The sequence below is a fragment of the Methylobacterium sp. J-078 genome, from assembly GCF_022829285.1.
In the GTDB taxonomy this organism is placed as follows: domain Bacteria; phylum Pseudomonadota; class Alphaproteobacteria; order Rhizobiales; family Beijerinckiaceae; genus Methylobacterium.
This window is the reverse complement of the sequence record NZ_JAKSYI010000120.1, coordinates 163,829-190,085: the sequence shown is the minus strand read 5'-3', so window position 1 is coordinate 190,085 and position 26,257 is coordinate 163,829. Positions and strand designations below refer to the sequence as shown.

The window sequence follows — 26,257 nt, the reverse complement described above, 5'->3', positions numbered from 1 at the left end:
CAGGTTGTGCTTCCGTTAAGGTGTCGTCCCGACGCGCGGTCGGGAGCCGTAATCGGAGAGATCGATGCCGACGATTCCGCTATTCGCCGCGCCGCGCGCGGCGATCGCGTCCGCCCTCGCATTTCTGATCCTCGGTGGCTCGGCCAGCGCCCAGAGCGCCGATGGCGGCCTCTTCGACCTGTTGTTTGCCCCTGCCCGTCCCGCGCCGCAAGTGGCGCCAGCGCCCAGCGCCGACACCGGCGCGTACGGACAGGTTCGTCGCTCGATCCGCCGGGCGGCGGCGTCCCGCCCGCGCCCCAAGATCCGCTACGCCGCCCTGCCGAAGGCCGAGCCCCTTCAGATCAAGATCACCGACCGCCAGACCCCCCTCGACATGAAGGCGGGTCCGGCCGCCGCGTTCATGAAGGACGAGACCCTGCGCCCCGGCGACATCGTGGTGATGAAGGACGGCCCGAAGGTCTTCGTCGGCAAGCCCGACGACCGCCACACGGCGCGGGACTTCGAGAGCATCGGCCGGTCCGATTTTATCGACCGCCGCACCCGCGTCCAGCTCGCCGCCATGATGCTGCCCATCGGGGCGATGCCCGCCGATCAGGCCCGCAAGATGATGGCGCGCGCCGCCAAGACGATGCCGGCGAGCGTGGACCAGCCCGTGCGCATCGAGACGACCGCGATGCGGGTGATCAATCCCTGGTCCACGTCGCCCTGAGCATGACCCCCTGAAGCGGCACGCCGCGCGAAGACCTGGCCTCAGGCCGCCCGCACGGTGACGAGGAAGCCGTCCACCTCCTGCCGCAGGCTGGCCGCCTGACGCGCGAGGTCGCTCGCGGCCGTCAGAACCTGCGCCGAGCCGGCGCGGGCGGATTCCGCCGCCTCGCGCACACCGGCGACGTGACCCGAGACGGCCCGCGTCCCCTCCGAGGTGAGCGTGGTGTTCCGCGCAATCTCCTGGGTTGCCGCTCCCTGCTGCTCGACAGCCGCCGAGATGTCGCCCGAGAGGCGGCTGAGGCGCTGAATGACCTCGGTGATGCCCGCGATCGTCGTCACCGACGCGTCGGTGGAGTGGGTGATCTCCGCGACCTTCGCGGCGATGTCCTCGGTGGCCCGCGCGGTCTGGGTCGCGAGGCTCTTCACCTCCGCGGCGACCACCGCGAAGCCGCGACCAGCCTCGCCCGCGCGCGCCGCCTCGATGGTGGCGTTCAGCGCCAGCAGGTTTGTCTGCGCGGCAATGCTGGAGATCAGTCCCACGATCTCGCCGATGCTGGCCGCCGCATGGGCGAGACGGTCGACATCGCCCTTCATCCGCACGGCGTCGCGCTCGGCCTCGTCAGCGACCGCCGCCGAGGTCTCGACGCGGGCACCGATCTCGCGCACGGATGCGCTCAGTTCCTCGGTTGCCGCCGCCACCGTGTCGGCCGTCGCGGCCGTGTCCTGCGAGGCGGACGCCACCGCGTGGCTGAGGGACGAAGTGTCGCTGGCCGCCTGCGTGAGGGCGTAGGCGGCGGCCTCGAGCTGGCTTGAGGCCGCCGAGACGGCCTCGACGATGCCGCCGGCCCGGGCCTCGAAGCGATCGGCCATGTCGTGCATCGCCGCCGTCCGTGCGGCGGTGGCCTGGGCGGTCAGCTGATCGGCCTCACCGGTGATGCGCTGGCGCTCGGCCACGCTGTCGCGGAACGCGATGGCCGCCCCCGCGATGGCACGGACCTCCCGCGCGCCGCCCTGCGGGATCGGGCCGGCCGCCTCGCCCCGCCCGATGGCGGTGAGGGCCTCCGCAATGCGCGCGAGGGGCCGCGCGATGGCGGTTCCGAAGACGAAGGCCACGGCGCAGGAGAGGGCCAGGGTCGCGAGGCCGAGCGTGATCCAGAGCGCCGCGCTCCGCTCCGCTGCCGCGCGCGCGCTGCCCGCCGCCGCGTCGAGATCGGCCGTGAGGCGATCCTCGATGCCCTTCAGCCCGTCGATGCGCTGGGTGGCGAGGCCGAACCAGGCCGGGGCGTCCGTGACGGCGAGGGGCGTTCCCGGTGGCGTGTCGAGGACGATCCGGCGCAGCCGGTCGACCTCGCGGGCCGGTGCGCCGGCCTTGGTGGCGTCGAGGAGGGCGGCCTGGGCCGGATCGGCGCCGAGGCGGAACAGGCCCTCGTAGGTGGTCTGCCCGGCGAGCAGGCTTGCCAGGCGCTCGTGGCCGGGCAGGTCGATGCGGCCCGCGCCGATGATGGCCGAGGCTGCGGCCCGTTCCTGGCCGGCGAGTTCCTTCAGGGACAGGAAGGCGGAATAGGCCGAGACCCGGGCCGCGAGGTCCGCGCTGGACGCGACCTGGGACATCTCCCGCACGAGGTCGAGGGCCTGGCCGATCACGCCCGAATACAGGGCCATGTTCTGCGCAGGAGTCCGGGCGAGGTCGTCGACGGCCTTGCGGTGGGCGGCGATGCCGGCGAGCCCGTCCGCCAGGGCGGCCTGCCGGCGCGCCATGCCCGCGCCGAACGCCTCCGCGTCGGCCGCGATGTCCAGCGCGCGGCGGCTGGCATCCGTGCGCAGGCGTTGAGCGTCGAGTTCGGCCCGGAACTGGGTGCCCTTCGAGCCGAGGAACAGGCTGGACGCCCCGCGCTCGCGTTGGGCCTCGTGGACGAAGGCGCTGACCCGCCCGGCGAACCCGACGAGGTGCTGGACCTGCCCCATGCGGGCCCGCTCCCCGATCCGCTCGGCGATGGTGAGACCGGCCACCACCGCGAAGGCAAAGCAGGGCGCGAGCGCGACCAGCAGGATACGGACGCGAAGGGAAGAGAAAAATCCGGCAGACATGAATGAGAGCCTGAAAACGCGAGGGCCCGATCGTTGTCCGTGTCGGGCCGTAAAGTTTTTCTTGCCGGTGTAACCTTTGATGTTTTTTGCAGCAGTCTGCTCGTTTGGAGGCAGACTTTCCGGCGCGGCGACGCATGCGCGAAGTCCTTCGCGTTGTGCGCGATCACCTTGCGGATAACCGTCGCATCTCCTGCGTCGGCTCCAAGTCGAAGGCTTGGTCTTGCCCCTCTCCGCATCGCCTCGGCCGAGGGCCGCCCCGGAGATGCCGGGGCGACGGTTCCGCCGCCCTCGCGCGTCGCCTGTACCCGCGGTCCGCGCGGAGTTGAGCCTGTACGCATTTTGTTCTAGCTGATGGGGATATGCGTGGCGCGTGCCTTGCCGCTTGGGGGCGCGCGCCCGACATGGCGCTCGGGAGGAGACGGGAGAGCCCTGCCCCGCCCGGGCCCGCGACCTTCCGAAGAGACACCATGGCCAAAGCCAAAGCCGCCGCCAAAAAATCCCAAGCCGAGGCCGAGCGGGTCGAGGCGAAGATCGAGGCCCTGTTCGAGGGCGCACGCGATCAGCGGGTCATCTCGGTGCGCGGCGCCCGCGAGCACAACCTCAAGAACATCGACCTGACGATCCCGCGCGACCGGCTGGTGGTGTTCACGGGCCTCTCGGGCTCGGGCAAGTCGTCGCTGGCCTTCGACACCATCTACGCGGAAGGGCAGCGCCGCTACGTCGAATCGCTCTCGGCCTATGCGCGCCAGTTCCTCGAGATGATGTCGAAGCCCGACGTCGACCAGATCGACGGGCTCTCGCCGGCGATCTCCATCGAGCAGAAGACCACTTCGAAGAATCCGCGTTCCACGGTCGGCACCGTCACGGAGATTTACGACTACATGCGCCTGCTCTGGGCGCGGGTCGGCATCCCCTATTCCCCGGCCACCGGCCTGCCCATCGAGAGCCAGACGGTCAGCCAGATGGTGGACCGGGTGCTGGCCCTGCCGGAGAAGAGCCGCCTCTACCTGCTGGCGCCGGTGATCCGTGGCCGCAAGGGCGAGTACCGCAAAGAGATCGCCGAGTTCCAGAAGAAGGGCTTCCAGCGCCTGCGCGTCGACGGTGAGTACTATCCGATCGACGATGTGCCGAAGCTCGACAAGAAGCTGAAGCACGACATCGACGTGGTGGTGGACCGGATCGTGGTGCGGGCCGACATCGCCGCGCGGCTCGCCGATTCCTTCGAGACCGCCCTGGAACTCGCCGACGGGATCGCGGTGATCGAGTTCGCCGATACGCCCGAGGGCGAGGCCCCGCGCGAGCCCGTCACCTTCTCGTCGCGCTTCGCCTGCCCCGTCTCCGGCTTCACCATCGCGGAGATCGAGCCGCGGCTGTTCTCGTTCAACAATCCCTTCGGCGCCTGCCCGACCTGCGGCGGCATCGGCCACGAGATGCGGATCGACCCCGAACTCGTCATTTCGGACGCCAAGCTCAGCTTGAAGCGTGGCGCCGTCGGCCCCTGGGCGAAGTCGACCTCGCCCTATTACGGCCAGACCCTCGACGCGCTGGCCCGGCACTACGGCTTCAAGACCACGGTGGCCTGGGGCGACCTGCCCGCGAAGGCCCGCGAGGTGGTCCTGTACGGCACCGGACCGGAATCGGTGCGCTTCGCCTACGACGACGGCATGCGGGCCTACGAAGTCAACAAGCCCTTCGAGGGCGTGATCCCGAACCTGGAGCGCCGCTACAAGGAGACCGAGAGCGACAGCTCCCGCGAGGAGATCGCGCGCTTCATGAGCGAGACGCCGTGCGCTACCTGTGGCGGCAAGCGTCTCAAGCTCGAAGCCCTCTCGGTGAAGGTCGCCATGCAGGATGTGGGCGAGATCACCGCCCTCTCGGTGCGCGATGCCCATGTGTGGTTCTCGGATCTGCCGGGCAAGCTGACGGAGAAGCAGAACGAGATCGCCCTGCGCATCCTCAAGGAGATCCGCGACCGGCTCAGCTTCCTCATCGATGTCGGCCTCGAGTACCTGACGTTGGCGCGCGGCTCCGGCTCGCTCTCGGGCGGCGAAAGCCAGCGCATCCGCCTCGCCTCGCAGATCGGCTCCGGCCTCACCGGCGTGCTCTATGTCCTCGACGAGCCGTCCATCGGCCTGCACCAGCGGGACAACGAGCGCCTGCTCGGCACGCTTAAGCGCCTGCGCGACCTCGGCAACTCGGTCATCGTCGTCGAGCACGACGAGGACGCGATCCTGCAGGCCGACTACGTCGTCGATGTCGGCCCGGGTGCGGGCATCCATGGCGGTCGCATCATCGCGCAGGGCACCCCCGAGGAAGTCCTGAAGAACCCCGCCTCCCTCACCGCCAAGTACCTCACCGGCGAGATGAGCGTGCGGGTGCCCACCGGGCGGCGCAAGGGCAAGGCCGGCAAGCTCAGCCTGATCGGCGCCCGCGGCAACAACCTGAAGAACGTCTCGGTCGACATCCCGCTCGGCACCTTCACCTGCATCTCCGGCGTCTCCGGCGGCGGCAAGTCGACCCTGATCATCGACACGCTCTACAAGGCGGTGGCCAAATCCCTCAACGGCGCCCTGGAGCATCCGGCGCCCTTCGAGCGACTCGACGGGCTGGAACACCTCGACAAGGTCATCGACATCGACCAATCGCCCATCGGCCGCACCCCGCGCTCCAACCCGGCGACCTATACGGGCGCCTTCACGCCGATCCGCGACTGGTTCGCGGGCCTGCCGGAGGCCAAGGCCCGCGGCTACCAGGCCGGGCGGTTCTCGTTCAACGTCAAGGGCGGGCGCTGCGAGGCCTGTTCGGGCGACGGCGTCATCAAGATCGAGATGCACTTCCTGCCGGACGTCTACGTCACCTGCGACGTCTGCAAGGGCCGCCGCTACGACCGCGAGACCCTGGAGGTGAAGTACCGCGACCGGTCCATCGCCGACGTGCTCGACATGACCGTCGAGGAGGCCGCCGACCTGTTCAAGGCAGTGCCCACCATCCGGGAGAAGATGGAGACCCTGGCCCGGGTCGGCCTCGGCTACGTCAAGGTCGGACAGCAGGCCACCACCCTCTCGGGCGGCGAGGCCCAGCGGGTGAAGCTTTCGAAGGAACTGTCGAAGCGGGCTACCGGCCGCACGCTCTACATCCTCGACGAGCCGACCACCGGCCTGCACTTCCACGACGTCGCCAAGCTCATGGAGGTGCTCCACGAACTCGTGGACCAGGGCAACACCGTCGTGGTGATCGAGCACAACCTCGAGGTCATCAAGACCGCCGACTGGGTCATCGACATGGGCCCCGAGGGCGGCGATGGCGGCGGCGTGGTAGTGGCGCAGGGAACGCCCGAGCAGATCGCCAAGTCCCGCGCGAGCCATACGGGACGCTTCCTGCGCGATGTCCTCGCCCGGCGGCCAGCCCCCGCCCCCGCCAAGGGACGCGCGGCCGCCGAATAGGCGGTCCCTTCCACCCGACGGGTGTGCGATTCGCGCGGCGAACCGCGCCTGAACCGTTCCGCGTCACGCCTGAACCGGCCTCGCAGCGCCGAAACTGGCGTTGGCGCTTTGCGCGGATGCGCGATCGCAGCCCCGCGCTTGCCGGATGTTCCCGGCCTGGCCGGCTCGTGCCAACAGCTTGAGCATTCAGCGGTATTCTGCCGGCATGCCGACCGAAGGACGCCTCGAGAACGCGAAAAGCCTGCTGAAATAGTTAACACAATCTTACGCTGCAGCGCGGCGGAATTGCGGCTTTTGCGCAACGGTTCGATCCGAACTGCCCCGTTTCCAAGCATTCTGCTGTTCTTCCGCCGCGTCCTGTAGAATAGTTCTCGACGTTGAGACTTGAGAACGCGCCGCAAGGGGGGCCACCGGATCGACTGCAAACAAGCCGCACCAAAGCGGCGTATCGGCAGAATGATTCGGTTGGCTGCGTGGCGGACCTGAAATCCTTGGGAAGGAAGAAGATAATGACGAAGAACTGGCTCGCCGCAGGCGCGCTCGCGCTGACCGTTGGCATGACCGCCACGGCTTCCTACGCGCAGACCACGACCGTTCCGGGTGAGCAGGTCGGTCTCGCCACCGGCGCTCCGCTGCCCGAGGGCATCTACGCGCTGAACACGTTCGTCTACCGCAGCAACGAGAACGTCGCTCCGGGTTCGGTCGACGTCGCCGTCAACATCCCGGTGCTGGTCTGGTCGACCCCGCTGGTTCCGCTCGGCGGCCGCATCGAGCTGCTCGTCGCTCCCCCGACCGTCTTCGCCTTCGGCAAGAACGGCGGCCCGAACGGTTCGCGCGATCTGTCGATCAACGTCGGCACCTTCGTGGGCGGCATCTGGGCCTTCGATCTCGGCAACAACTTCGGCGTCAGCTTGCTCGGCGGTGTCTACCTCAACGAGCTCAACGGCGGCCGCGGCGTTCTCGTGAACAACGCCGGCACCACCTTCGCCACCCCGGTGCTGGGCCAGCTCGCTTCGAACACCTACCGCATGGGCGTCGCAGCCAGCTACACCGGCGACGGCTGGAACCTGACGGCCAACCTGACCGCCAACATCTACGACTCGCCGGCCAGCTTCGGCGGCGGCGTCCCCGGCGTCAGCGTCGCGTTCCCGACCACTCGCGGTCCGTTCCTCATCTCCGACTCGCTCAACCTCGACCTGACCGCGACCAAGAAGTTCGGCAAGTTCGAGATCGGCGCCATCGGTTACGGCACCTACAACTTCGACGTCAGCCAGTTCAGCCTCGCTGCCGGCAACCGCGGCAACTTCTCGGTCGGTGGTCTCATCGGCTACGACTTCGGACCCGTCACCGCCCAGGCCTGGGTCGCCACGACCGTCGTGAACGCCGTGCGCCGCGCCGACACGGTCGAAGGCTGGTTCCGCCTGATCGTGCCGCTGTACTCGCCGACCCCGGTCGCCGCTGCTCCGGCCCCGATTGTCCGCAAGTACTGAGATCGGCTGGCCGGGGCTCGCGCCCCGGTCATCCCGTGACGTCTTCTCTGACAGCCGCCGGATCCTCGGGGTCCGGCGGTTTTCGCGTTTTAGCATCCACACATCGGCGTGATCTCGGTCCGGGGCCGAGATGGGCTGAAACTTTCGGTGCGATCGCCTCGTAGAGCGCCTCAGTCACCCCGCACGAGGGAACGACGAAGAGGAACATGCTCATGATGAAGATCACGCACCGCGCCCTGGCCTCGGCCGCCCTCGCTTTCACGCTCGGCGCCGCCCTGCCGGCCGCAGCCCTTGCCAAGAACCCGATGGTCGGCGGCGCGCCGATGTACGCCTCGAAGACCATCGTGGAGAACGCGGTCAACTCGAAGGATCACACCACGCTGGTCGCCGCCGTGAAGGCCGCCGGCCTCGTCGACACCCTGTCGAGCCCCGGCCCCTTCACGGTGTTCGCACCCACCAACGCCGCCTTCGCCAAGCTGCCGGCCGGCACCGTCGAGACCCTGGTGAAGCCCGAGAACAAGGCCACGCTGACCAAGATCCTAACCTACCACGTGGTCCCCGGCACCTACACCGCCAAGGACCTGATGAAGCTCGCCAAGGACGGCGGCGGCGAAGCGCAGCTGAAGACGGTCGAGGGAGAGCCGCTCGTCATTCAGACCAAGGGCAAGAAGGTCTACGTGACCGACGCCAAGGGCAGCACCGCCACCGTCACCACCGCCAACGTGATGCAGTCGAACGGCGTCATCCACGTCATCAACGGCGTCCTCCAGCCCTGATCCCACCGGACCGACCTGTCGCCTGACGGGAAGCGCCCGCGATCCTTTCGGATCGCGGGCGCAACGCGTTCAGGGCCGAAGGGGACGCAGGTTCGTCAGCCGACCCGGTTGAGCCGGCGCGCACCCGCGAAGCGGTTGAGGAAGCGCGGCTCCTTCTCGGGGGCGATGCGGATGGCGAGATGCATGGTCCCGCCCTCCTCCTCGCGCCGGTCGAGCACCTCCGCGTTCTCGTAGAGCCAGTGCAGGGCCGCCCCGTCCTCGGGCGGCAGGATGACCGCGAAGGTGGAGCGCTGCCGGGCGATCCGCGCCTCGATCCGGGCGGTGAGGACGCCGAGGCCTTCCCCCGTGACCGCCGAGACGAGGACCGGGGCGTCGCTGTCCCGGTCGCTGCGCCCATGCCCGCTGAGGTTCAGCAGGCGGGTGCTCTCATCCTCGTCGAGGAGGTCGGCCTTGTTCCAGACCTCGATGATGCGCGCCGCCGAGGTCTCGATCCCGAGTTCGCGCAGCACCGACCCGACATCCTCGGCCTGGGCGGCGCTGTCCACGTGGGCAACGTCGCGCACGTGGAGCAGGATGTCGGCGTGGATCACGTCCTCCAGGGTGGCCCGGAAGGCCGCGATCAGGGAGGTCGGCAGTTCGGAGATGAAGCCCACCGTGTCCGAAAGGATCACGGTCTCGCCGTGCGGCAGCTTGGTGGCGCGGGCTGTCGGATCCAGGGTGGCGAACAGCATGTCCTGCGCCATCACTTGGGCCTTGGTGAGGGTGTTGAACAGCGTCGACTTGCCGGCGTTCGTGTAGCCGACCAGGGCCACGATCGGGTACGGCACCCGCGCCCGGCTCTGGCGGTGCAGGCCGCGCGTGCGCGTGACGCTATCGAGCTCGCGCTCGATCTTGGTCATGCGCTCCTGGATCATGCGCCGGTCGGCCTCGATCTGGGTCTCGCCGGGGCCGCCGAGGAAGCCGAAGCCGCCGCGCTGGCGCTCCAAGTGGGTCCAGGACCGCACGAGGCGGCTCTTCTGGTAGGCGAGATGCGCGTGCTCGACCTGGAGGGTGCCCTCGCGGGTCGAGGCCCGACGCCCGAAGATCTCGAGGATTAGGCCGGTGCGGTCGATGACCTTGCAGCCGAAGGCCTTCTCGAGGTTGCGCTGCTGCACGGGCGAGAGCGCGCAGTCCATCACCACGAGGCCGATCTCGCGGGCACGGATCACCCCGGCCAGTTCCTCCACCCGGCCCTTGCCCAGGTAGGTGGACGGGCGGATGCGCTGCACCGGCGCGACGATGGCCTCGACCACGTCGAGTTCGATGGCGGCGGCGAGGCCGGCGGCCTCGTCGAGCCGCGCCTCGGTGGAGCGCAGGGCTTCGGGGCTGCCGCTCGGGTTGCCCCGGGCCGCCACCGCGGCGCGCCCGAGATAGGGGCCGACGACGAGGGTGTGGGTTGCCGCCGCGATGTCGCCTTCGGGGGCGGCCATCGCCTGGAGCCGGGCTTCGCCGGCCGTCATCGGTTCAGTCATGTAGGTTTTCGTTCGACCCTGTCCTGCGTGTCTTCAGGACAATGGGCGCTTGCCGGCCCGAGACAAGGGCGCGGCAAACCTTATCGGGCCGGAGGCGTACGCTTTCGAGCGGTCTCAAGCCTTGTCGGGCGTGGTCTCGTCGGGCTCGAAGAGCTGGACCGGGTGGCCCGGCATGATCGTCGAGATCGCGTGCTTGTAGACGAGCTGCGAGTGTCCATCCCGGCGCAGCAGCACGCAGAAGTTGTCGAACCAGGTCACCACCCCCTGCAGCTTGACGCCGTTCACGAGGAAGATGGTCAACGGGATCTTGTTCTTGCGAACATGGTTCAGGAACGTGTCCTGGAGGTTCTGCGCGCGCTCGCCCGCCATTTTCTTCTTATCCTTGCTTCACGCTGCCGCCCGTCGCACCGGACGGGTTCTCTTCTATTGGTGTCATGACCGGGAGCGAAACGCCAGGATCTCGCGCGGGGTCCCCGGCATTACACGTGTATTGCGGGCGCGATGCAAGTGCATCGTCGCGCGATCCTCAGGGGCCGATGCCCAGGGACTTGAGTTTCCGGTGGAGCGCGGAGCGTTCCATGCCGATGAATTCCGCGGTGCGCGAGATGTTGCCGGAGAAGCGCGCGATCTGCGCCACGAGGTACTCGCGCTCGAAAATCTCGCGGGCCTCGCGCAGAGCCAGGCTCATCAGCTTCTCGCCACCCGATCCGTTCGGCGTGGTCGGCACCAGGGCGCCGATCTCCGTGGGCAGCATCTCGGAGGTCACCTCCTGATCCGGGTCGGTGTGGGTCAGGATCATCAGGCGCTCGACGTTGTTGCGCAACTGGCGGACGTTGCCGGGCCAGTCGTGCGACTGCAGCACCGCCATGGCGTCCTCGGCGATGCGCCGGCGCGGCAGGCCGGTGGCCCCCGAGATCTGCTCCATGAAGAAGGTGATGAGTTCCGGCACGTCCTCGCGCCGCTCGGAGAGGGCAGGCACGCGGATCGGCACCACGGAGAGCCGGTGGAACAGGTCCTCGCGGAACCGGCCCGCGGCGATCTCCTCGGCCAGATCCCGCGACGACGACGAGATGATGCGCACGTCCACGTGCACCCGCGCGGTGCCGCCCACCCGCTGGAAGTTCTGGTCGACGAGGACGCGCAGGATGCGGTTCTGCGTCTCGCGCGGCATGTCGGCCACCTCGTCGATGTAGAGCGAGCCGCCATGGGCCTCCTCCAGGGCGCCGACCCGGCGCGCCCGGCCCTCCCCGGCCTCGACGCCGAACAGCTCCGCCTCCATCGTGTCCGGCGTGATCGTGGCCGCGTTGATGACCACGAACGGGCCGCTGGCCCGGGTCGACATCGCGTGCAGGGTCCGCGCCGAGAGCTCCTTGCCCGAGCCCGGCGCGCCGAGGATCATCACGCGCGCGTTGGTTGGCGCCACGCGCTCGACGGTCTGGCGCAGCTGATTGACCACCACGGAGGCGCCGACGAGGCGGCTCGCCTGCCCGGAGCGGGCCTTGAGGTCGCGCACCTCGCGCTTGAGGCGCGAGGCCTCCAGCGCCCGCTCGGCCACCAGGATCAGGCGGTCGGCCTTGAACGGCTTCTCGATGAAGTCGTAGGCGCCGGCCTTGATCGCCGCTACCGCCGTCTCGATGTTGCCGTGGCCCGAGATCATCACCACGGGCAGGTCGGGATGCCCGGCCTTGATCTGGTCGAGCACCTGCAGGCCGTCGAGGCGAGAGCCCTGCAGCCAGATGTCGAGGAAGACGAGGTGGGGCCGGCGCGACTCGATGGCCGCCAGCGCCTCGTCGGAGCCCCCGGCGGTCCGGGTGCGATGGCCCTCGTCGTCGAGGATGCCGGCCACGAGGTCGCGGATGTCGGCCTCGTCGTCGACGATCAGGATATCGGCGCTCATGACTGGATCTCCGCGATGGGGGGGGCCGTGCGCGCGGCGCCCTTCTCGTCCTGCACGGAGGGTCTACCCTCCGGCGTCGTTGGGGTGGCTGTATCACGGCTCGGGTCGCCGGGGGCCTCGCGGGGCACCCGCATCCGCACCCGCCCGCCCCGGCCTTCCGGATTGTCGTTCAATTCGATCCCGCCGCCATGCTCTTCGAGGACCTTGCTGACGATGGCCAGCCCCAGCCCCGTCCCGCCCTCGCGGGTTGTCATGTAGGGCTCCAGCAGCCGCTGGCGCCCCTCCGCGGGAAATCCCTTTCCGTTATCCGTCACCTCGATGACGGCGAAGCCCTCCTCGAGGACGAGGCGTACGTCGACGCGGCCCTTGCCGCCGGGGGCGGCCGCGAGATCGGCCTCCGGCACGGCCTGCACCGCCTCGACGGCGTTCTTCAGGATGTTGGTGATCGCCTGCGAGAGCAGGCGGATGTCGAAGGCCGCCACCACCCGCTCACCGCTCGCTTCCGCGAAGGAGAATTCCAGGTCGGGATGCGCCACCCGCATCATGAACAGGTTCTGGCGGGTGATCTCGCTGAGGTCGTTCTGCGCGATGGCGGGCTTGGGCATCCGCGCGAACGACGAGAACTCGTCCACCATGCGCTTGATCTCGTCGACCTGACGCACGATCGTGGCCGTACACTGGTCGAACACCTCCTTGTCGGTGGTGATGACCTTGCCGTACTTGCGCCGGATGCGCTCGGCCGAGAGCTGGATCGGGGTCAGCGGGTTCTTGATCTCGTGGGCGATCCGGCGCGCCACGTCCGCCCAGGCCGAGGTGCGCTGGGCCGAGACGAGGTCGGTTATGTCGTCGAGGGTGACGACGAAGCCGCGGGCACCCCCTTGCGCCTGTTCGCTCGTCACCCGCACCGTCACCGTGCGCTCCCGCCCGTCGCGGGTGAGCTGGATCTGCTGCTGCATGGCGCGCAGGCGCGTCTCCGCCCCGTCCGGAAACAGCGCCTCCAGCTCCGGCACCACCTGCGTCAGGGGCTTGCCGACGATCGCTTCCGCCGTGAGGCCCAGGGTGCGCTCCACCGACGGGTTGGCGATGGTGACGAGGCCGGCGGCATCGACGCCCATCACCCCCGGCGAGACGCCCGACAGGACGGCCTCGGTGAAGCGGCGCCTGCGGTCGATGAGGTCGCTGGCCGCCGTCAGCCCGTCGTGCTGGCGGCGCAGCTCCTGCGTCATCTTGTTGAAGCTCTCGGAGAGGTGCGCGAGGTCGCCGTCACTCTTCCGGGCCGGGACCTGGGCGTAGAAGTTGCCCGAGGCGACCTGGTCGGCCGCGTTGATGAGGCGCCGGATCGGCGCGACGAAGCGGTTGGCGAAGTTGAGGCCGAACCACACCGCCGACAGGAGCGCGATGAGGGCGATCAGCACGAAGACCGAGGCGAAGCTGATCTGGATCGAGCGCTTCAGGGAATCGTAGGTGAGGTACTCGGCGGCCGCCGCGCGGGACACGCCGGGGAACTCCACCGCGAGCTGGCTCACCTCCCGCTGCACCAGTAGCACCGCGCCGTCATAGGCCGGCATGCGCAGGAGCGCGGCGAAGATCCGCCCCTCGCTCGGCACGAGGCAAATCGGGTCGCTCGATTTGGCCGCGTCCTCGAAGGCCGCGGCCGAGGGAAGGCGCCGCTCCTTGAGGAGGTCGATCTTGGCCCGGGCCACCACCTCGGTCGGCCCGCGCATGATCTCGGCCACCGGCAGGCCCAAAGCCGTGGCCCGCGTGGTCAGGAAGCTCTCGAACCAGGTCCGGTTGACGTCGAAGTTCGGTCGCGCCCGGGTGAGGTCGTCCGTGAGGATGCGAATCTCCCGCGCCAGGCTCTGGCACTGGTTCTCCTGATAGGCGTCGGCGACCTCGACGGATTTCAGCACCACGTCGCGCACCCGGTCCGTGAAGCCCAGCGACAGGCCCCGGTCGATGGTCACCGCCGCCACCACCGCCAGGAGCACGGTCGGCAGGATGGCGATGAGGCTGAATAGGCCGACGATGCGGGTGTGCAGCCGTGCCACCGCGGCGTTGGTGCGCCGGGCGTAGAGGAAGACCCGCGCCTCCCAGGCGATGATCACCACGAGGCCGAGGACGAGGAAGACGTTGATCCCGAGCAGCGTCAGCCCGACGGTCGGCGTCGGGGTCACCCGGATCACGCCGGCCAGGATCAGGAAGGTGGCGATGGCCGAGACCAGGGCGGTGACGACCACCAGGGCCCCGACGAGGCCCGGTCCGCGCGGCGGCGGGCGCACGATCGCGGTCAAGCGGTCGGGGCCGTCGCCTGTCTCGGGGGCCGCGTCGGCGGGGCCTGAACCCTCCGCGGAGGGGCCCGAAGTGCTGGAAGATCGAAGCCACGGCATGGCTGATGCGTCGCCACAACAGTGTGGCGAAATTAATACGAATCGGCCAAGCGGCTGCGTAGGAACCACTTAGAATTCCGGTCTACCGGCGGGGGAGTCCGGCCTCCCGACAGGGGATTCGAGCCTCCCGGCGGGGCGCCGGAGCCACCGACACGGCGGCGATCAACAGGATGCGTGCGACTCGGGTCGATCGACGGCCCGTGAAAATACATTATCCTCCGATCTCTCCTCACACCGAGTTCATCATGTCAGACACGCCCGTCTTCGCCTCGGCCGCCGTCGCGGCGCCCCATCGCCTCGCGGCCCAGTCCGGGCAGCACGTCCTGGCACAGGGGGGCAATGCCATCGAGGCGATGACCGCCATGGCCGCCACCATTGCGGTGGTCTACCCGCACATGAACGGCATCGGCGGCGACGGCTTCTGGCTGGTGCGCGAGCGCGGCGGGCGGGTGCGGGGCATCGAGGCCTGCGGTCCAGCCGGCCGGAACGCCACGATCCAGCGCTACCGGGCGCAGGGCTACGAGGTGCTGCCGTCGCGCGGACCCGACGCGGCGCTCACCGTGGCGGGGGCCATCGGCGGCTGGCGCCTCGCCCTCGACCTCGCCAAGGCCCTCGGCGGCCGCCTGCCCCTGGACACCCTGCTCGCCGACGCGATCCGCCACGCCCGCGACGGTGTAGCGGTCTCGCCCTCGGAGGCGCGCTACGTCCCGAAGGAACTCGACACGCTGCACGACCAGCCGCACTTCGCCGAGACCTTCCTCGACGGCGGCAAGCCCTTCGCGGCCGGCGCGATCCGCAAGCTGCCGGCGCTGGCCGCCACCCTGGAGCAACTGGCCTATGCGGGCCTCGACGACTTCTACAAGGGCGATCTCGGCCGCGAGATCGCCGCCGACCTCGACCGGCTCGGAACACCGGTGACCCGGGCCGATCTCGAAGCCTACGCGCCCCGCGAGCGCGCGCCGCTGTCGATCCGCCGCCGCGATGCCACGCTCTACAACTTCCCGCCGCCGACCCAAGGCATCGCCGCGCTCCTGATCCTCGGCATCTTCGACCGCCTGCGGATCGCCCGGCCCGAGACCACCGCCCATTACCACGGGCTCATCGAGGCGACGAAGCGCGCCTTCGCGATCCGGGACCGGATCGTCACCGACTACGACCGGCTGGCGGTCGACCCCGCGAGCTTCCTGACGCCGGAGCGCCTGGACCGCGAGGCGGCGCAGATCGACATGCGCCGGGCCGCCAGCCTGCCCCTGCGCAACCCCGGCGAGGGCGACACGGTCTGGATGGGCGCCATCGACCGCGACGGCCTCGCGGTGTCCTACATCCAGTCGATCTACTGGGAATACGGCTCCGGAATCGTCCTGCCGAAGACCGGCATCCACTGGCAGAACCGCGGCACTTCGTTCTCCCTCGACGCAGGGGCGGTGAATCCGCTGGAGCCCGGGCGCCGGCCTTTCCACACCCTGATCCCGGCGCTCGCCTGCTTCGACGACGGCCGGGTGATGTCCTACGGCAGCATGGGCGGCGACGGGCAGCCGCAGTTCCAGTCGCAGATCTTCGCCCGCTACGCCGATTACGGGATGAGCCCGGCCGCCGCCGTCGACGCCCCGCGCCTCCTCTACGGTCGGACCTGGGGCGCCGAATCCCTCACCGTGAAGGTGGAGGACCGCTTCGACCCCGCCTGCATCGCCGAACTGCGCAAGCTCGGCCACGAGATCGAGGAACTCGGTGGCGCCTACATCGACTCCCTCGGCCATGCCGGCATGCTGGTGCGTCACCCAAGCAACGGCTCGGTCGCGGCGGTGCACGACCCGAGATCCGACGGCGGTTCGGAGGGGCTGTAACGTCCGCTCGTCTTCACGGTCGGGTTGCACCGGAAAGCCAAACGGAACAATGACTTGGCATCATCCTTGCGATGCATGCTCATCGCAAGGAGCGAATAATGGATACGACTCTCTCACGCCAGCGCTGGCTGCAGCTCGGTCTCGGCCTGATCGCCATGATGGCGATCTCCAGTCCGCAATACGTCTGGACCCTCTTCACCAAGCCGCTCATCGCCACGACCGGCGCGACGCTCCCGCAGATCCAGTGGACCTTCACGATCCTGATCGTCCTGCAGACCTTCTTCTCGCCGGTGCAGGGCTACCTGATCGACCGGTTCAGCCCCAAGCTGATGATCGCGCTGGGCGCCGCTCTCTCGGGCCTCGGCTGGGTGCTGGCGGCCCGGGTCGACACGCTCATCGGCGTCTACGCCACCTACGGCCTGTTCTGCGGCCTCGGCACCGGCATCGTCTATGTCGGCATCGTGGGCCTGATGGTGAAGTGGTTTCCCGACCGGCGCGGCTTCGCCGTGGGCGTGGTCGCCGCCGGCTACGGCATGGGCGCCATGCTGAGCACCTTCCCCATCAGCGACATGCTCGCGGCCTCCGGCTACCGCCACACGCTGACGGTGTTCGGCATCGTGCTCGGCGCGATCGGTGCCTTGGCGGCCCTCGGCCTGCGCGCGCCCCGCGCCGGCGAGGTGCTGCCGGCACCGGCCGTCAACCTCTCGACCTGCGTGCACGACACGGCCCCGAAGGCGATGCTGCGGACTCCGCTGTTCTGGCTGATGTTCGTCATGATGACCATGATGTCGACGGGCGGTCTGATGGTGGTGGCCAACTTCGCCTCCTTCGCCCGCGATTTCGGGGTCGCCGACGCGATCATCTTCGGCTTCGTCGCCCTGCCCTTCGCTCTGACCTTCGACCGGATCACCAACGGCCTGACCCGTCCGTTCTTCGGCTGGGTCTCGGACAAGATCGGGCGCGAGAACACCATGGGCATCGCCTTCGCGGCGGAGGCGGTCGCCATCGCCCTGCTCCTCGTCTTCCGCGAGAACGCCTACGCCTTCGCGCTCCTCTCCGGCGTGGTGTTCTTTGCCTGGGGCGAGATCTTCTCGCTGTTCCCGTCGATCCTCACCGACACCTTCGGCACGAAGCACGCCACCACGAATTACGGCTTCCTCTACATGGCCCAGGGCATCGGCTCGCTGTTCGGCGGCCCGATCGCGGCCTGGATCTACGCCGTGCAGGGCTCCTGGCTGCCGGTCTTCGCGATCATCATCACCCTCGACGTGCTGACCGCGATCCTCGCCTACTTCGTGCTCAAACCCATGCGCCGGCGCTGGCTCGACGGCAGCACGGCCCCGGTCCGCGTGGGCAAGCCCGCCCTGGCCTGACCCTTCGCCGCAGAGCATGCACCGAAGCGCGGACGGGGAGACCCGTCCGCGCTTTGCGTGTGTTCTTCTCGCGCGAGGCGTTCGCGATGCCAAGGTTTATTCCTGCGCCGCGCCATGGTTTGCCGTGTCTTGGTTCGGCCCGGGTCAGTCATGCGGGGCGGTAGACGCACAGTCGTCCGCGATCTGATGCAGGTTCTCGAGGACGGCCGAACAATCAGGCGCTGTCGACATTTGCGATTCTCGCGATGGACTAGCGCAGATATTCCGAACACCATCGAGTGCGACGAGAAATACACCGACCGACGAACGATAATGCCGTCGATTTATTCTTAGATATCTGTGTAAGAACATCCATCAAATAGCATGATCTATATTTCCATAATGTCATTAATAATCATTTAGTAAAATACGAACATTTTAGCCTGATCATAATATCGGGCACGGACGATGAAGATTAGCATTAGAACTGCGCTTGCAGGATCGTTCGCGACACTTCTCGTGTTGTCGCTGGCGCAAGGTACGGTCGGCTTGATGAAGCTCGACACAATCTCCCACAAGACCGGAGAATTGCTCGATACGACAATTCCCTCAATGAACGAGGCCAACGCCATCAACGTCCTCGTCACCCGTGGGCGGCTCTGGCAGTTCCGCTACGCGGCCGCGACGACGGAGAGCGTGCGGGCCGAAACGCTTGCCAAGGTTGAGGAATTCATCCGCGACCGGAATGCCAAGATCGAAGCATTCAAGGCGTTCATCAAGACGGATGACGAGAAGAAGCTCTACGCCGACCTCGTGACGAAGAACGAGCTTCTCAAGCCAACCTGGAAATCCCTGCGGGACATGCCGTTCGGGGACCGAGATGCGTCCATCCTTCATCTCAACGGCGAGATGTACGGTCCTTACCGGGCCGTCGCGGATGCGACCCGCGCGCTCGTCGAACTCAAGCTCTCCCAGGGGAGGAGTGCGGGTTCGGAAATCCGCGACCAGCAATCCTCCGCCGTCCGCACGATGCTGCTGACCCTCTGCATCGCCATTCTCCTCGCCCTCGGTGCGATGGCGTACTCGTTCTTCGGTGTCTCGCGTCCCATCACCCGCATGACCGAGCGGATGCGTCGTCTGGCGGACGGAGAGGCCCAGGCCGAGGTTCCCTACGCTCAGCGTCTCGACGAGATCGGCTCCATGTCCGCCGCCGTACGGGTCTTCCGAGACAACCTCCTGCGGTCGCGCGCCCTGGAGGAAGAGACCGTGCTGGCGCGCGCCTCCGCCGAGGAGCAGCGCAAGGCCGGGATGCGTCAGATGGCCGATGCCTTCGAGCAGGCGGTCGGCGGCATCGTCGGCGCAGTGTCCTCCTCGGCGACGGAACTGCAGGCGACCGCGCAAACGATGACGGGCACGGCGGCCGAAACCGCGAACCAGTCGGTGAGCGTCGCCGCCGCCGCCGAACAAGCCTCGACGAATGTCCACACCGTGGCCGCCGCGGCCGAGGAACTCGGAACCTCGGTCCAAGAGATCGGGCGTCAGGTGTCCGGCTCCTCCGACCTCGCCCGCCTGGCCGTTGGGGAGGCGGACCAGACCATGAATCTGGTCCAGGCCTTGAGCCAGGCCTCGGCGCGCATCGGCGATATGGTCGGGTTGATCGCGAACATCGCCAGCCAGACCAACCTGCTCGCGCTCAACGCCACCATCGAAGCGGCACGGGCTGGCGATGCGGGCCGGGGCTTCGCTGTGGTGGCCACCGAGGTCAAGGAACTGGCCGCGCAGACGGCGCGGGCAACCGACGAGATCGGCACGCAGATAGGCCAGATCCAGGGGGTGACCGGGCAGGCGGTGGCGGCCATCGGATCGATCACCACGCGCATCCGCGAGATCAACGGGGTGGCCACATCGATCGCCGCTGCGGTGGAGGAACAGGGTGCGGCGACCCAGGAGATCGTGCGCAACGTCGCTCAGGCGTCCGCGGGCACCAGCGAGGTCACCCACAACATCGCGGCCGTGGCGCAGGCCTCGGAGGAGACGGGGGCCGCCGCCAGCCAAGTCCTGTCCGCGGCCTCCGAACTCTCGCGGCAGTCCGAGCACCTCGGGGCCGAGGTGACGCGCTTTCTCGCAACCGTTCGAGCGGCCTGACCTCGACCCGGCAGCCCCTGGGGACGGGACCGACTCGACGCGGCATACCAGATCCGGCCGATCCCTTCCGGCGATCCCTGGGGGATCGCCGGAAGGGATGGCGGATCTGGGCTTGGATCAAGCGCCACGCGGGCTTGCCGACACGTCATCCGCTTTGGTCGAGCGGATGACGTGTCAGTCCGAATTTCGCTTGTCTCACCCCCGCGCGGGGAAGCGGACGGCGGCGCGTTCCTCCGTCCCGGGCGCCCGATCGTCACCGCATCCCGGACGGTCGCTCCGGATCGGTCGCGGCGGCCCGCCCTCCGGCGTCACCCAGTCCTGCGCATTCCTGAGGCGGATGCCGCTGGCATGCAGGGTGGAGGTCCAGACCGGGGCCAGGGGCGTGAGGCGCGGCAGGATGCGCAGTTCCAGGCCCGCCGCCGCCATCGCGGCGGGCAGATTCCGGATCGTGTCGCGGCGCTCCGGGACGATCGCGTGGCGCGAGACCCCGGCGCCCGGATCGCCGGCGGGCTCGAAGGTCCCGGGCGGCATCCGATAGCGGTGGATCGTCCCGCCCGCGATCCGCTCCGCCCAGGCCGCCTCGACATACGCGACGGCGCGGCCCGTGACGTCGCCGAACCAGGCCTGCCGGTCCTCCGGCGTCGTCTCGGCGGTGGGCCAGATCACGATCCGGGGACAGTCGCGCGGAAAGAGGTAGAGCAGGCTGTGGGGTGCATCGATGGCCCAGACCAGAGGGCCATTCAGCCAGGCGCGCGCCGCACCGCGGTCGATGCCGACCCGAACGGGGCGCGGGACGAAGACCCGGATGTCAGGATCCTCGCTGAAGTGGAACAGCGCAGGGCGCCTCGCCCCCGGTCCGGCCGGCGCGCGCGGGGTCACCGCGCGTTGCGGAACACCTGCAGGTCGAGGTCGCGGACCTTCTTGCGCAGGGTGTTGCGGTTGACCCCCAGCAATTCGGCCGCGCGGATCTGGTTGCCGCGGGTGGCGGCCAGCGCTGCCCCGATCAGCGGCCCCTCGATCTCGCGTAAGATGCGGTGGTATAGGCCGGGCGGGGGCAGCGTATCGCGATAACCGCCGAAATACTCGGCGAGGTGGCGCTCCACCGCGCCCGACAGGGTCTCGGCCTCGCCGCCCGGCTTGCGGGTGCCCGGCGTGCCGTTCGGCTGGCTCTGCGCCAGGGGAAGCGTGTCGAGCTCGGCCTCGATCACCGGTCCGGTGATCGTCTCCTGCGGGTAGAGGGCCGCGAGGCGGCGGACGAGGTTCTCCAGTTCGCGCACGTTGCCGGGCCAGCGATAGCGCTTCAGGCGCTCCATCGCGTCGCCGTCGAGCTGCTTGCGGCTCAGGCCCTCCCGCTCCACCAGGACGAAGAAGTGGCGGATGAGGTCGGGCACGTCTTCCGAGCGCTCGCGCAGCGCGGGCAGACGCAGCGGCACGACGTTGAGGCGGAAGAACAGGTCCTCGCGAAAAATGCCCTGCTGGATCGAGACGCGCAGGTCCTTGTTCGTGGCCGCGATGATGCGGACGTTGGTCTTGATCGGCACGCGGCCGCCCACCGTCGTGTACTCGCCTTGCTGGAGCACGCGCAGGAGCCGGGTCTGCGCCTCCATCGGCATGTCGCCGATCTCGTCGAGGAACAGCGTGCCGCCCTCGGCCTGCTCGAAGCGGCCGGCGGAGCGTGCCAAGGCGCCCGTGAAGGCGCCCTTCTCGTGGCCGAACAGCTCGGATTCGATGAGGTCGCGCGGGATCGCCGCCATGTTCACGGGTACGAACGGGCCGGTGCGGCGCCGCCCGTAATCGTGCAGCGCGCGGGCGACCAGCTCCTTGCCGGTTCCGGACTCGCCCGTGATCATCACCGTGAGGTCGGTGGGCATCAGCCGGGCCAGCGCCCGGTAGATCTCCTGCATGGCCGGCGAGCGCCCGACGAGGGGAATGTCCTCGTTGCCGGGGTCGGCCCCGGCCGGCGCCGTGCCGCGCGGGCGGGACAGGGCGCGCCCCACGATGGCGATCAGCTCCTTCAGGTCGAAGGGTTTGGGCAGGTACTCGTAGGCCCCCCGCTCGGAGGCGCGGATCGCCGTCATGAAGGTGTTCTGCGCGCTCATCACGATGATCGGCAGTTCGGGGCGCACGCGCTTGATACGCGGCAGCAGGTCGAAGACGTTCTCGTCGGGCATCACCACATCGGTGATGACGAGGTCGCCCGCGCCCTCCGCCACCCAGCGCCAGAGGGTGGCGCAATTGCCGGTGGAGCGGACTTCGTAGCCGGCCCGCGACAGCGCCTGGTTGAGGACGGTGCGGATGGCGGCGTCGTCGTCCGCGACGATGATGTGTCCGTTGGGCATGACGCGACTCTACAGCTCCGCGGACGATTCGCGCCCGTCTCGGGCGCTCGACATGGGGAGAAGAAGGCGGAAGGTGGTCCGGCGCGGGACCGGATCGCACTCGACGATCCCGCCGTGATCGCCGATGATCTTGGCCACCAATGCAAGTCCGAGGCCGGACCCTTGCGCCTTCGTGGTGACGAAGGGGTCGAACAGGTCGGGCAGCAGGTCCGCCGAGACGCCCGGGCCGTTGTCGCGCACCGCCACCTCGATCGGCAGGCTGACGCGCTCGCGCGAGCCCGGCACCTGCAGGCGCAGGCCGGTGCGGAAGGCCGTCGACAGGGTGATCTCGCCGTCCACCGCGTCGGCCCCGATGGCTTCCGAGGCGTTCTTCACGAGGTTGAGGATGACCTGCACGAGCTGGTCGCGGTTGCCGAGTACCGGCGGCAGCGAGGGGTCGTAGGTCTCCACGAAGCGGATGTGTCGGGCGAAGCCCGACTGCGCCGAGCGCTTCACCTGATCGAGCACGCCGTGCACGTTGACCGAGCCGCGCTCCACCGGACGCTCGTCGCCGAACAGCTCCATGCGCTCGACGATGCGCACGATCCGGTCGGATTCGTCGCAGATCAGCCGGGTCAGGAGGCGGTCCTCCTCGTTGCCGGACTGCTCGAGGAGCTGGGCCGCCCCCCGGATGCCGGCGAGCGGGTTCTTGATCTCGTGGGCCAACATGGCGCCCAGGGCCACCATGGAGCGGGCCGCGCCCCGGTGGGTGAGCTGGCGGTTCATCTTGTCGGCGATGGTGCGCTCCTGGAGCATCAGCACCACGGCGTCCTCGTCGTCGCCCAGCGGCGTCGCGAACACGTCGACGCTGCGCTCGAGACCCGAGCGCGGCTGCACCAGCTCGACCCCGTACTCGCTGACGCTGGCCCGGCGCCGGCGCACCTCCGCCACCAGGGCGATGATCGGCGAGGCGAAGGGAATGATGTCCGAGAGGCGCCGCCGCTGCATCAGCCGGGCGGAATGATCGAAGAACGTCTCGCCCGCGTGGTTGACGTGGAGAATGTGGTCGTTCGCCCCCACCGTCAGCACCGGCAGCGGCAGCGCGTTGATCACCGCCTCGCTGGTGGGAGCGGCATCGCTGCGCGCGCCCCCGCTCCGGCCCGGTATCGGCTTGCCCGAGCTCATGCGGCTTCCCCGATCGCTTCGACGGCCCCGTCGCGACCGCCCGTGAAGGCGCGCGCCAGGAGCGCGGTGGCGGTCGCCGGGTCGGTGGTGGTGAGGAGCCGCATCCGCGCCTCCGGATTGAGGCCGCCGCCGGCCTCCGCATAGGCCGCCAGATGCTTGCGGGCGTGGCGCACGCCCATGCGCAGGCCGTAGAGGGCGAGCAGGCCCTGGTAGTGCTCCACCGCCAGGGCGGCCATCTCGGCGCCCGAGAGCACGGGTGCGGGGCGCCCGGCGAGGCCGGCCGCCAGGGCGCCGACGACCCAGGGCCGGCCCACCGCCGCCCGCCCCACCATCAGGCCGGCGGCGCCCGAGCGCGCGAGGCACGTCCGCGCCTCGGCCAGCGTGGCGATGTCGCCGTTGGCGATGACGGGGATCGCCACCGCCTCGACCACGGCGCGGATCGCGCCCCAGTCGGCCCTGTCCTTGTAGAATTGCTGCCGGGTCCGCCCATGAACCGTCACGGCATTCAGCCCGAGCCCTTCGGCCCGGCGCGCCAGCTGGGGCGCGTTGAGGGTCGCGTGGTCCCAGCCGAGGCGCATCTTCACCGTGACGGGCACGCGGACCGCGCCGCGCACCGCCGCGAGGATGCGGGTCGCACCTTCGAGGTCGCGCATCAGGGCCGAGCCCGAGGCCACGCCGGTGACGACCTTGGCCGGGCAACCCATGTTAATGTCGATCACGTCGGCGCCATTCGCCTCGGCGATGCGCGCGGCCTCGGCCATCGGCTCGGGCGCGCAACCGGCGAGTTGGACGATATGGGGATCGACGCCGCTGCCCTCGGCGCGGAGCCGCGCCTCCTGGTCGCCGCGCGCCAGCTCGGCGGCGGCCACCATCTCGGAGACGACCGCGCTCGCCCCGAGGCGGCGCGCGATGCGCCGGACATGCAGGTCGGTGACGCCGGAGAGCGGCGCCAGCAGTACCGGCACCGGCCGACCGCCATCGGTCGTCGCCGAGACTCCGGCGGCCCCCGCCAGCCGGAGAAAGCTCAAATAATCATCAGCGCTCATTGTGCTCAACAAATAGACAAATCGGCCCGCCGCGCAAGCGATTCCGAAGATTTGATTTCAGCTTCTCCCGCGCTTAAACGACAGACCGCCCCATTGGCGGGTCGCCGGAGCCTTCGCATCGCGAACGCGCGGGGGCTCGACGTGCCGGGGTTCCTCATAACACCCGAAGCGCGGGAGCATACGCATGTCCGGCACCGCGTGGAATGCCGCAGCGGTGGTTGTCGCGGCCGGCCGTGGCATCCGCATCGGCGGCGACACCCCGAAGCAGTACCGCCGTGTCGGCGGCCAGGCCGTGCTGACCCGGACGTTGGCGGCCTTGGCCGCCCATCCGGGCATCGCCCGCATCCAGCCCGTGATCGCGCCGGACGCCGTCGACTTCTACCGCGCCTGCCTCGACGACCTCGACGCCGCGACCCGGGACAAGCTCGCCGAGCCGGTCCCCGGCGGGGCCACACGGCAGCAATCGGTCCGCGCCGGCCTCGAGGCCCTGGACGGCGCGGATGCGCCAGACCTCGTCCTCGTCCACGATGCCGCCCGCCCGCACGTGGACCGCGCGCTGATCGAGCGCGCCCTGGTGGCCGGACGCGACCACGGCGCCGCCGTGCCGGGCATCGCCGTCACCGACACCATCAAGGTGGTGGAGGATCTCGGCGACGGCACCGGCCGCGTCCGCGAGACGCCGCCGCGCGAGCATCTCCGCGCCGTGCAGACACCCCAGTCCTTCGCCTACGCCCCCTTGCGCGACGCCCACCGCTGGGCGGCGGAGGCCGATCTCCACGCCTTCACCGACGACGGGGCGCTCGCCGAATGGGCGGGCCTCGCCGTCGTCGTCTTCGAGGGCGACCCGCGCAACCGCAAGATCACCCAGCCGGCCGACCTGATCGAGGCCGATCGCGGCTTCTCCGGCCAAACCCACGACGCCCTAAGCGAGGCCCGTTCCATGACCACCTACGTCACCCGCCTCGGCACCGGCTTCGACGTCCACGCCTTCACGGAAGGCGACCATGTCTGGCTCGGCGGCGTGAAGATCCCCGCCGACCGAGGCGTGCTCGCCCATTCGGACGGCGACGTGGCCCTGCACGCCCTCACCGACGCGCTCCTCGGCGCGATCGCGGACGGCGATATCGGCACGCACTTCCCGCCGAGCGACGAGCAGTGGCGCGGTGCCTCGTCCGATCGCTTCCTGGCGCACGCGGTGGAGCTGGTGCGGGCGCGCGGCGGCAAGATCGACCACCTCGACATCACGGTCCTGGCCGAAGCGCCCCGGATCGGTGCCCATCGGGAGGCGATCCGTGCCCGCATCGCCGAGATCGCGGGCGTGCCCTTGAGCTCCGTCTCGATCAAGGCGACCACCACCGAGAAGCTCGGCTTCGTCGGCCGCGCCGAGGGCCTCGCCGCCCAGGCTGCCGCCACCGTGCGGCTGCCGGAGGCCGCCCCCCTGAACGCCGCAGACGAAACGGCCGAGCGCCGCGCGTGATCGACGACCCCGCCCTGCTCGCCCGCGCGGAGGTGCTCGTCGCCGCCTACGCGGCGGCGGGGCTGACGGTCGCCACGGCCGAATCCTGCACCGGCGGCCTCGTCGCCGCGCTGCTCACCGCGATCCCCGGCTCCTCGGCGGTGGTCGAGCGCGGCTTCGTCACCTACTCGAACGCGGCCAAGACCGAGAGCATCGGCGTGCCCGCCGACCTCATCGCGGCGCAGGGCGCGGTGAGCATGGCGGTCGCCCGCGCCATGGCCGAGGGCGCCCTGGCGCACGCGCATGCCGATATAGCCGTGGCCATCACGGGTGTCGCGGGTCCCGGCGGCGGCAGCGCCGACAAGCCGGTCGGCCTCGTGCATTTCGGCTTGGCCGCGAAGGGCGCGCCCGTGCGCCACCTCGAGCGCCGCTACGGCGATCTCGGCCGCACCGAGATCCGCCGGCAGGCGGTGAGCGACGCCCTCGGCCTGCTCGAATCGGTCCTCGCGCCCGCGTCTTGAAACCGACACGCTCGGCTGTCAGGTTGCGAATCACGGCGCGTCGTTTCGCGCCGGGTTCGCCCTCGAACCGTTGGGGAGGCTGCATGACAT

General features: G+C 69.4%; 17 protein-coding genes and 1 pseudogene. 9 read left to right on the top strand and 9 right to left on the bottom strand.

Translation table 11 applies throughout. The features are described 5' to 3' along the window. The first annotated feature begins 64 nt into the window (after window positions 1–64). Window positions 65–709 (top strand): hypothetical protein, encoded by a 645-nt coding sequence (locus tag MKK58_RS21420; RefSeq protein WP_243914619.1) that lies wholly within the window; start codon window positions 65–67, stop codon window positions 707–709. A gap of 41 nt (window positions 710–750) precedes the next feature. Here the strand turns inward: MKK58_RS21420 and MKK58_RS21415 are convergent, their stop codons facing one another. Next, complete coding sequence (locus MKK58_RS21415) at window positions 751–2,796, bottom strand: methyl-accepting chemotaxis protein (RefSeq protein ID WP_243914617.1); 2,046 nt, start codon at window positions 2,794–2,796, stop codon at window positions 751–753. A 467-nt stretch (window positions 2,797–3,263) separates the two neighbouring features. Here MKK58_RS21415 and uvrA point away from each other — a divergent pair, with 467 nt between their 5' ends. The 3 genes from uvrA to MKK58_RS21400 all read left to right on the top strand — a co-directional run bounded on the left by uvrA (window position 3,264) and on the right by MKK58_RS21400 (window position 8,505). Next, window positions 3,264–6,239, top strand: a complete 2,976-nt coding sequence (gene uvrA, locus MKK58_RS21410; RefSeq protein ID WP_243914615.1) for an excinuclease ABC subunit UvrA — start codon at window positions 3,264–3,266, stop codon at window positions 6,237–6,239. Between the two features lie 509 nt (window positions 6,240–6,748). After that, entirely contained in the window at window positions 6,749–7,729 is a 981-nt protein-coding gene (locus MKK58_RS21405) for a transporter (protein WP_243914608.1), read from the top strand. A 215-nt stretch (window positions 7,730–7,944) separates the two neighbouring features. Further along, complete coding sequence (locus MKK58_RS21400; RefSeq protein WP_243914818.1) at window positions 7,945–8,505, top strand: fasciclin domain-containing protein; 561 nt, start codon at window positions 7,945–7,947, stop codon at window positions 8,503–8,505. Between the two features lie 95 nt (window positions 8,506–8,600). Here the strand turns inward: MKK58_RS21400 and hflX are convergent, their stop codons facing one another. From hflX to MKK58_RS21380, 4 genes are all read right to left on the bottom strand, one after another. Further along, window positions 8,601–10,016 (bottom strand): GTPase HflX, encoded by a 1,416-nt coding sequence (gene hflX / locus MKK58_RS21395; protein WP_243914606.1) that lies wholly within the window; start codon window positions 10,014–10,016, stop codon window positions 8,601–8,603. Window positions 10,017–10,130: 114 nt separating this feature from the next. Next, window positions 10,131–10,385: an RNA chaperone Hfq gene (hfq, locus tag MKK58_RS21390; RefSeq protein ID WP_238275333.1), complete on the bottom strand. Its 255-nt coding sequence runs from the start codon at window positions 10,383–10,385 to the stop codon at window positions 10,131–10,133. Window positions 10,386–10,542: 157 nt separating this feature from the next. Further along, entirely contained in the window at window positions 10,543–11,913 is a 1,371-nt protein-coding gene (locus tag MKK58_RS21385) for a sigma-54-dependent transcriptional regulator (protein WP_238275322.1), read from the bottom strand. Beyond that, the gene (locus MKK58_RS21380) at window positions 11,910–14,300 is read right to left on the bottom strand and encodes a sensor histidine kinase NtrY-like (RefSeq protein ID WP_243914605.1); all 2,391 of its coding nucleotides are present in this window, start codon (window positions 14,298–14,300) and stop codon (window positions 11,910–11,912) included. Before MKK58_RS21380 ends, MKK58_RS21385 begins: the two co-directional genes overlap by 4 nt. A 245-nt stretch (window positions 14,301–14,545) precedes the next feature. Here MKK58_RS21380 and MKK58_RS21375 point away from each other — a divergent pair, with 245 nt between their 5' ends. From MKK58_RS21375 to MKK58_RS21365, 3 genes are all read left to right on the top strand, one after another. After that, entirely contained in the window at window positions 14,546–16,144 is a 1,599-nt protein-coding gene (locus MKK58_RS21375; RefSeq protein ID WP_243914604.1) for a gamma-glutamyltransferase family protein, read from the top strand. 98 nt (window positions 16,145–16,242) lie between these two features. Continuing rightward, complete coding sequence (gene oxlT, locus MKK58_RS21370) at window positions 16,243–17,517, top strand: oxalate/formate MFS antiporter (protein ID WP_243914603.1); 1,275 nt, start codon at window positions 16,243–16,245, stop codon at window positions 17,515–17,517. A gap of 447 nt (window positions 17,518–17,964) precedes the next feature. After that, the gene (locus MKK58_RS21365; protein ID WP_243914602.1) at window positions 17,965–19,641 is read left to right on the top strand and encodes a methyl-accepting chemotaxis protein; all 1,677 of its coding nucleotides are present in this window, start codon (window positions 17,965–17,967) and stop codon (window positions 19,639–19,641) included. A 312-nt stretch (window positions 19,642–19,953) separates the two neighbouring features. On the opposite strand, the pseudogene MKK58_RS21360 reads toward MKK58_RS21365, so the two are convergent. The 4 genes and pseudogenes from MKK58_RS21360 to dusB all read right to left on the bottom strand — a co-directional run. Next, window positions 19,954–20,475: pseudogene (locus MKK58_RS21360) on the bottom strand (DUF6886 family protein); the annotation flags it as partial. Between the two features lie 41 nt (window positions 20,476–20,516). Next, on the bottom strand, window positions 20,517–21,980 hold the full coding sequence (gene ntrC, locus MKK58_RS21355; RefSeq protein ID WP_243914599.1) for a nitrogen regulation protein NR(I): 1,464 nt from the start codon (window positions 21,978–21,980) through the stop codon (window positions 20,517–20,519). Between the two features lie 9 nt (window positions 21,981–21,989). Beyond that, a complete protein-coding gene (locus MKK58_RS21350) occupies window positions 21,990–23,144 on the bottom strand; it encodes a two-component system sensor histidine kinase NtrB (protein WP_243914598.1) in 1,155 nt (384 codons plus the stop codon). Further along, window positions 23,141–24,190, bottom strand: a complete 1,050-nt coding sequence (gene dusB / locus MKK58_RS21345; RefSeq protein WP_243914597.1) for a tRNA dihydrouridine synthase DusB — start codon at window positions 24,188–24,190, stop codon at window positions 23,141–23,143. The genes MKK58_RS21350 and dusB overlap by 4 nt, the downstream gene beginning before the upstream one ends. 184 nt (window positions 24,191–24,374) lie before the next feature. On the opposite strand from dusB, the gene MKK58_RS21340 reads away from it, so the two are divergent. Further along, the gene (locus tag MKK58_RS21340; protein WP_243914596.1) at window positions 24,375–25,667 is read left to right on the top strand and encodes a bifunctional 2-C-methyl-D-erythritol 4-phosphate cytidylyltransferase/2-C-methyl-D-erythritol 2,4-cyclodiphosphate synthase; all 1,293 of its coding nucleotides are present in this window, start codon (window positions 24,375–24,377) and stop codon (window positions 25,665–25,667) included. Next, the gene (locus tag MKK58_RS21335; RefSeq protein WP_243914594.1) at window positions 25,664–26,167 is read left to right on the top strand and encodes a CinA family protein; all 504 of its coding nucleotides are present in this window, start codon (window positions 25,664–25,666) and stop codon (window positions 26,165–26,167) included. Before MKK58_RS21340 ends, MKK58_RS21335 begins: the two co-directional genes overlap by 4 nt. The last annotated feature ends 90 nt before the right edge of the window (window positions 26,168–26,257 follow it).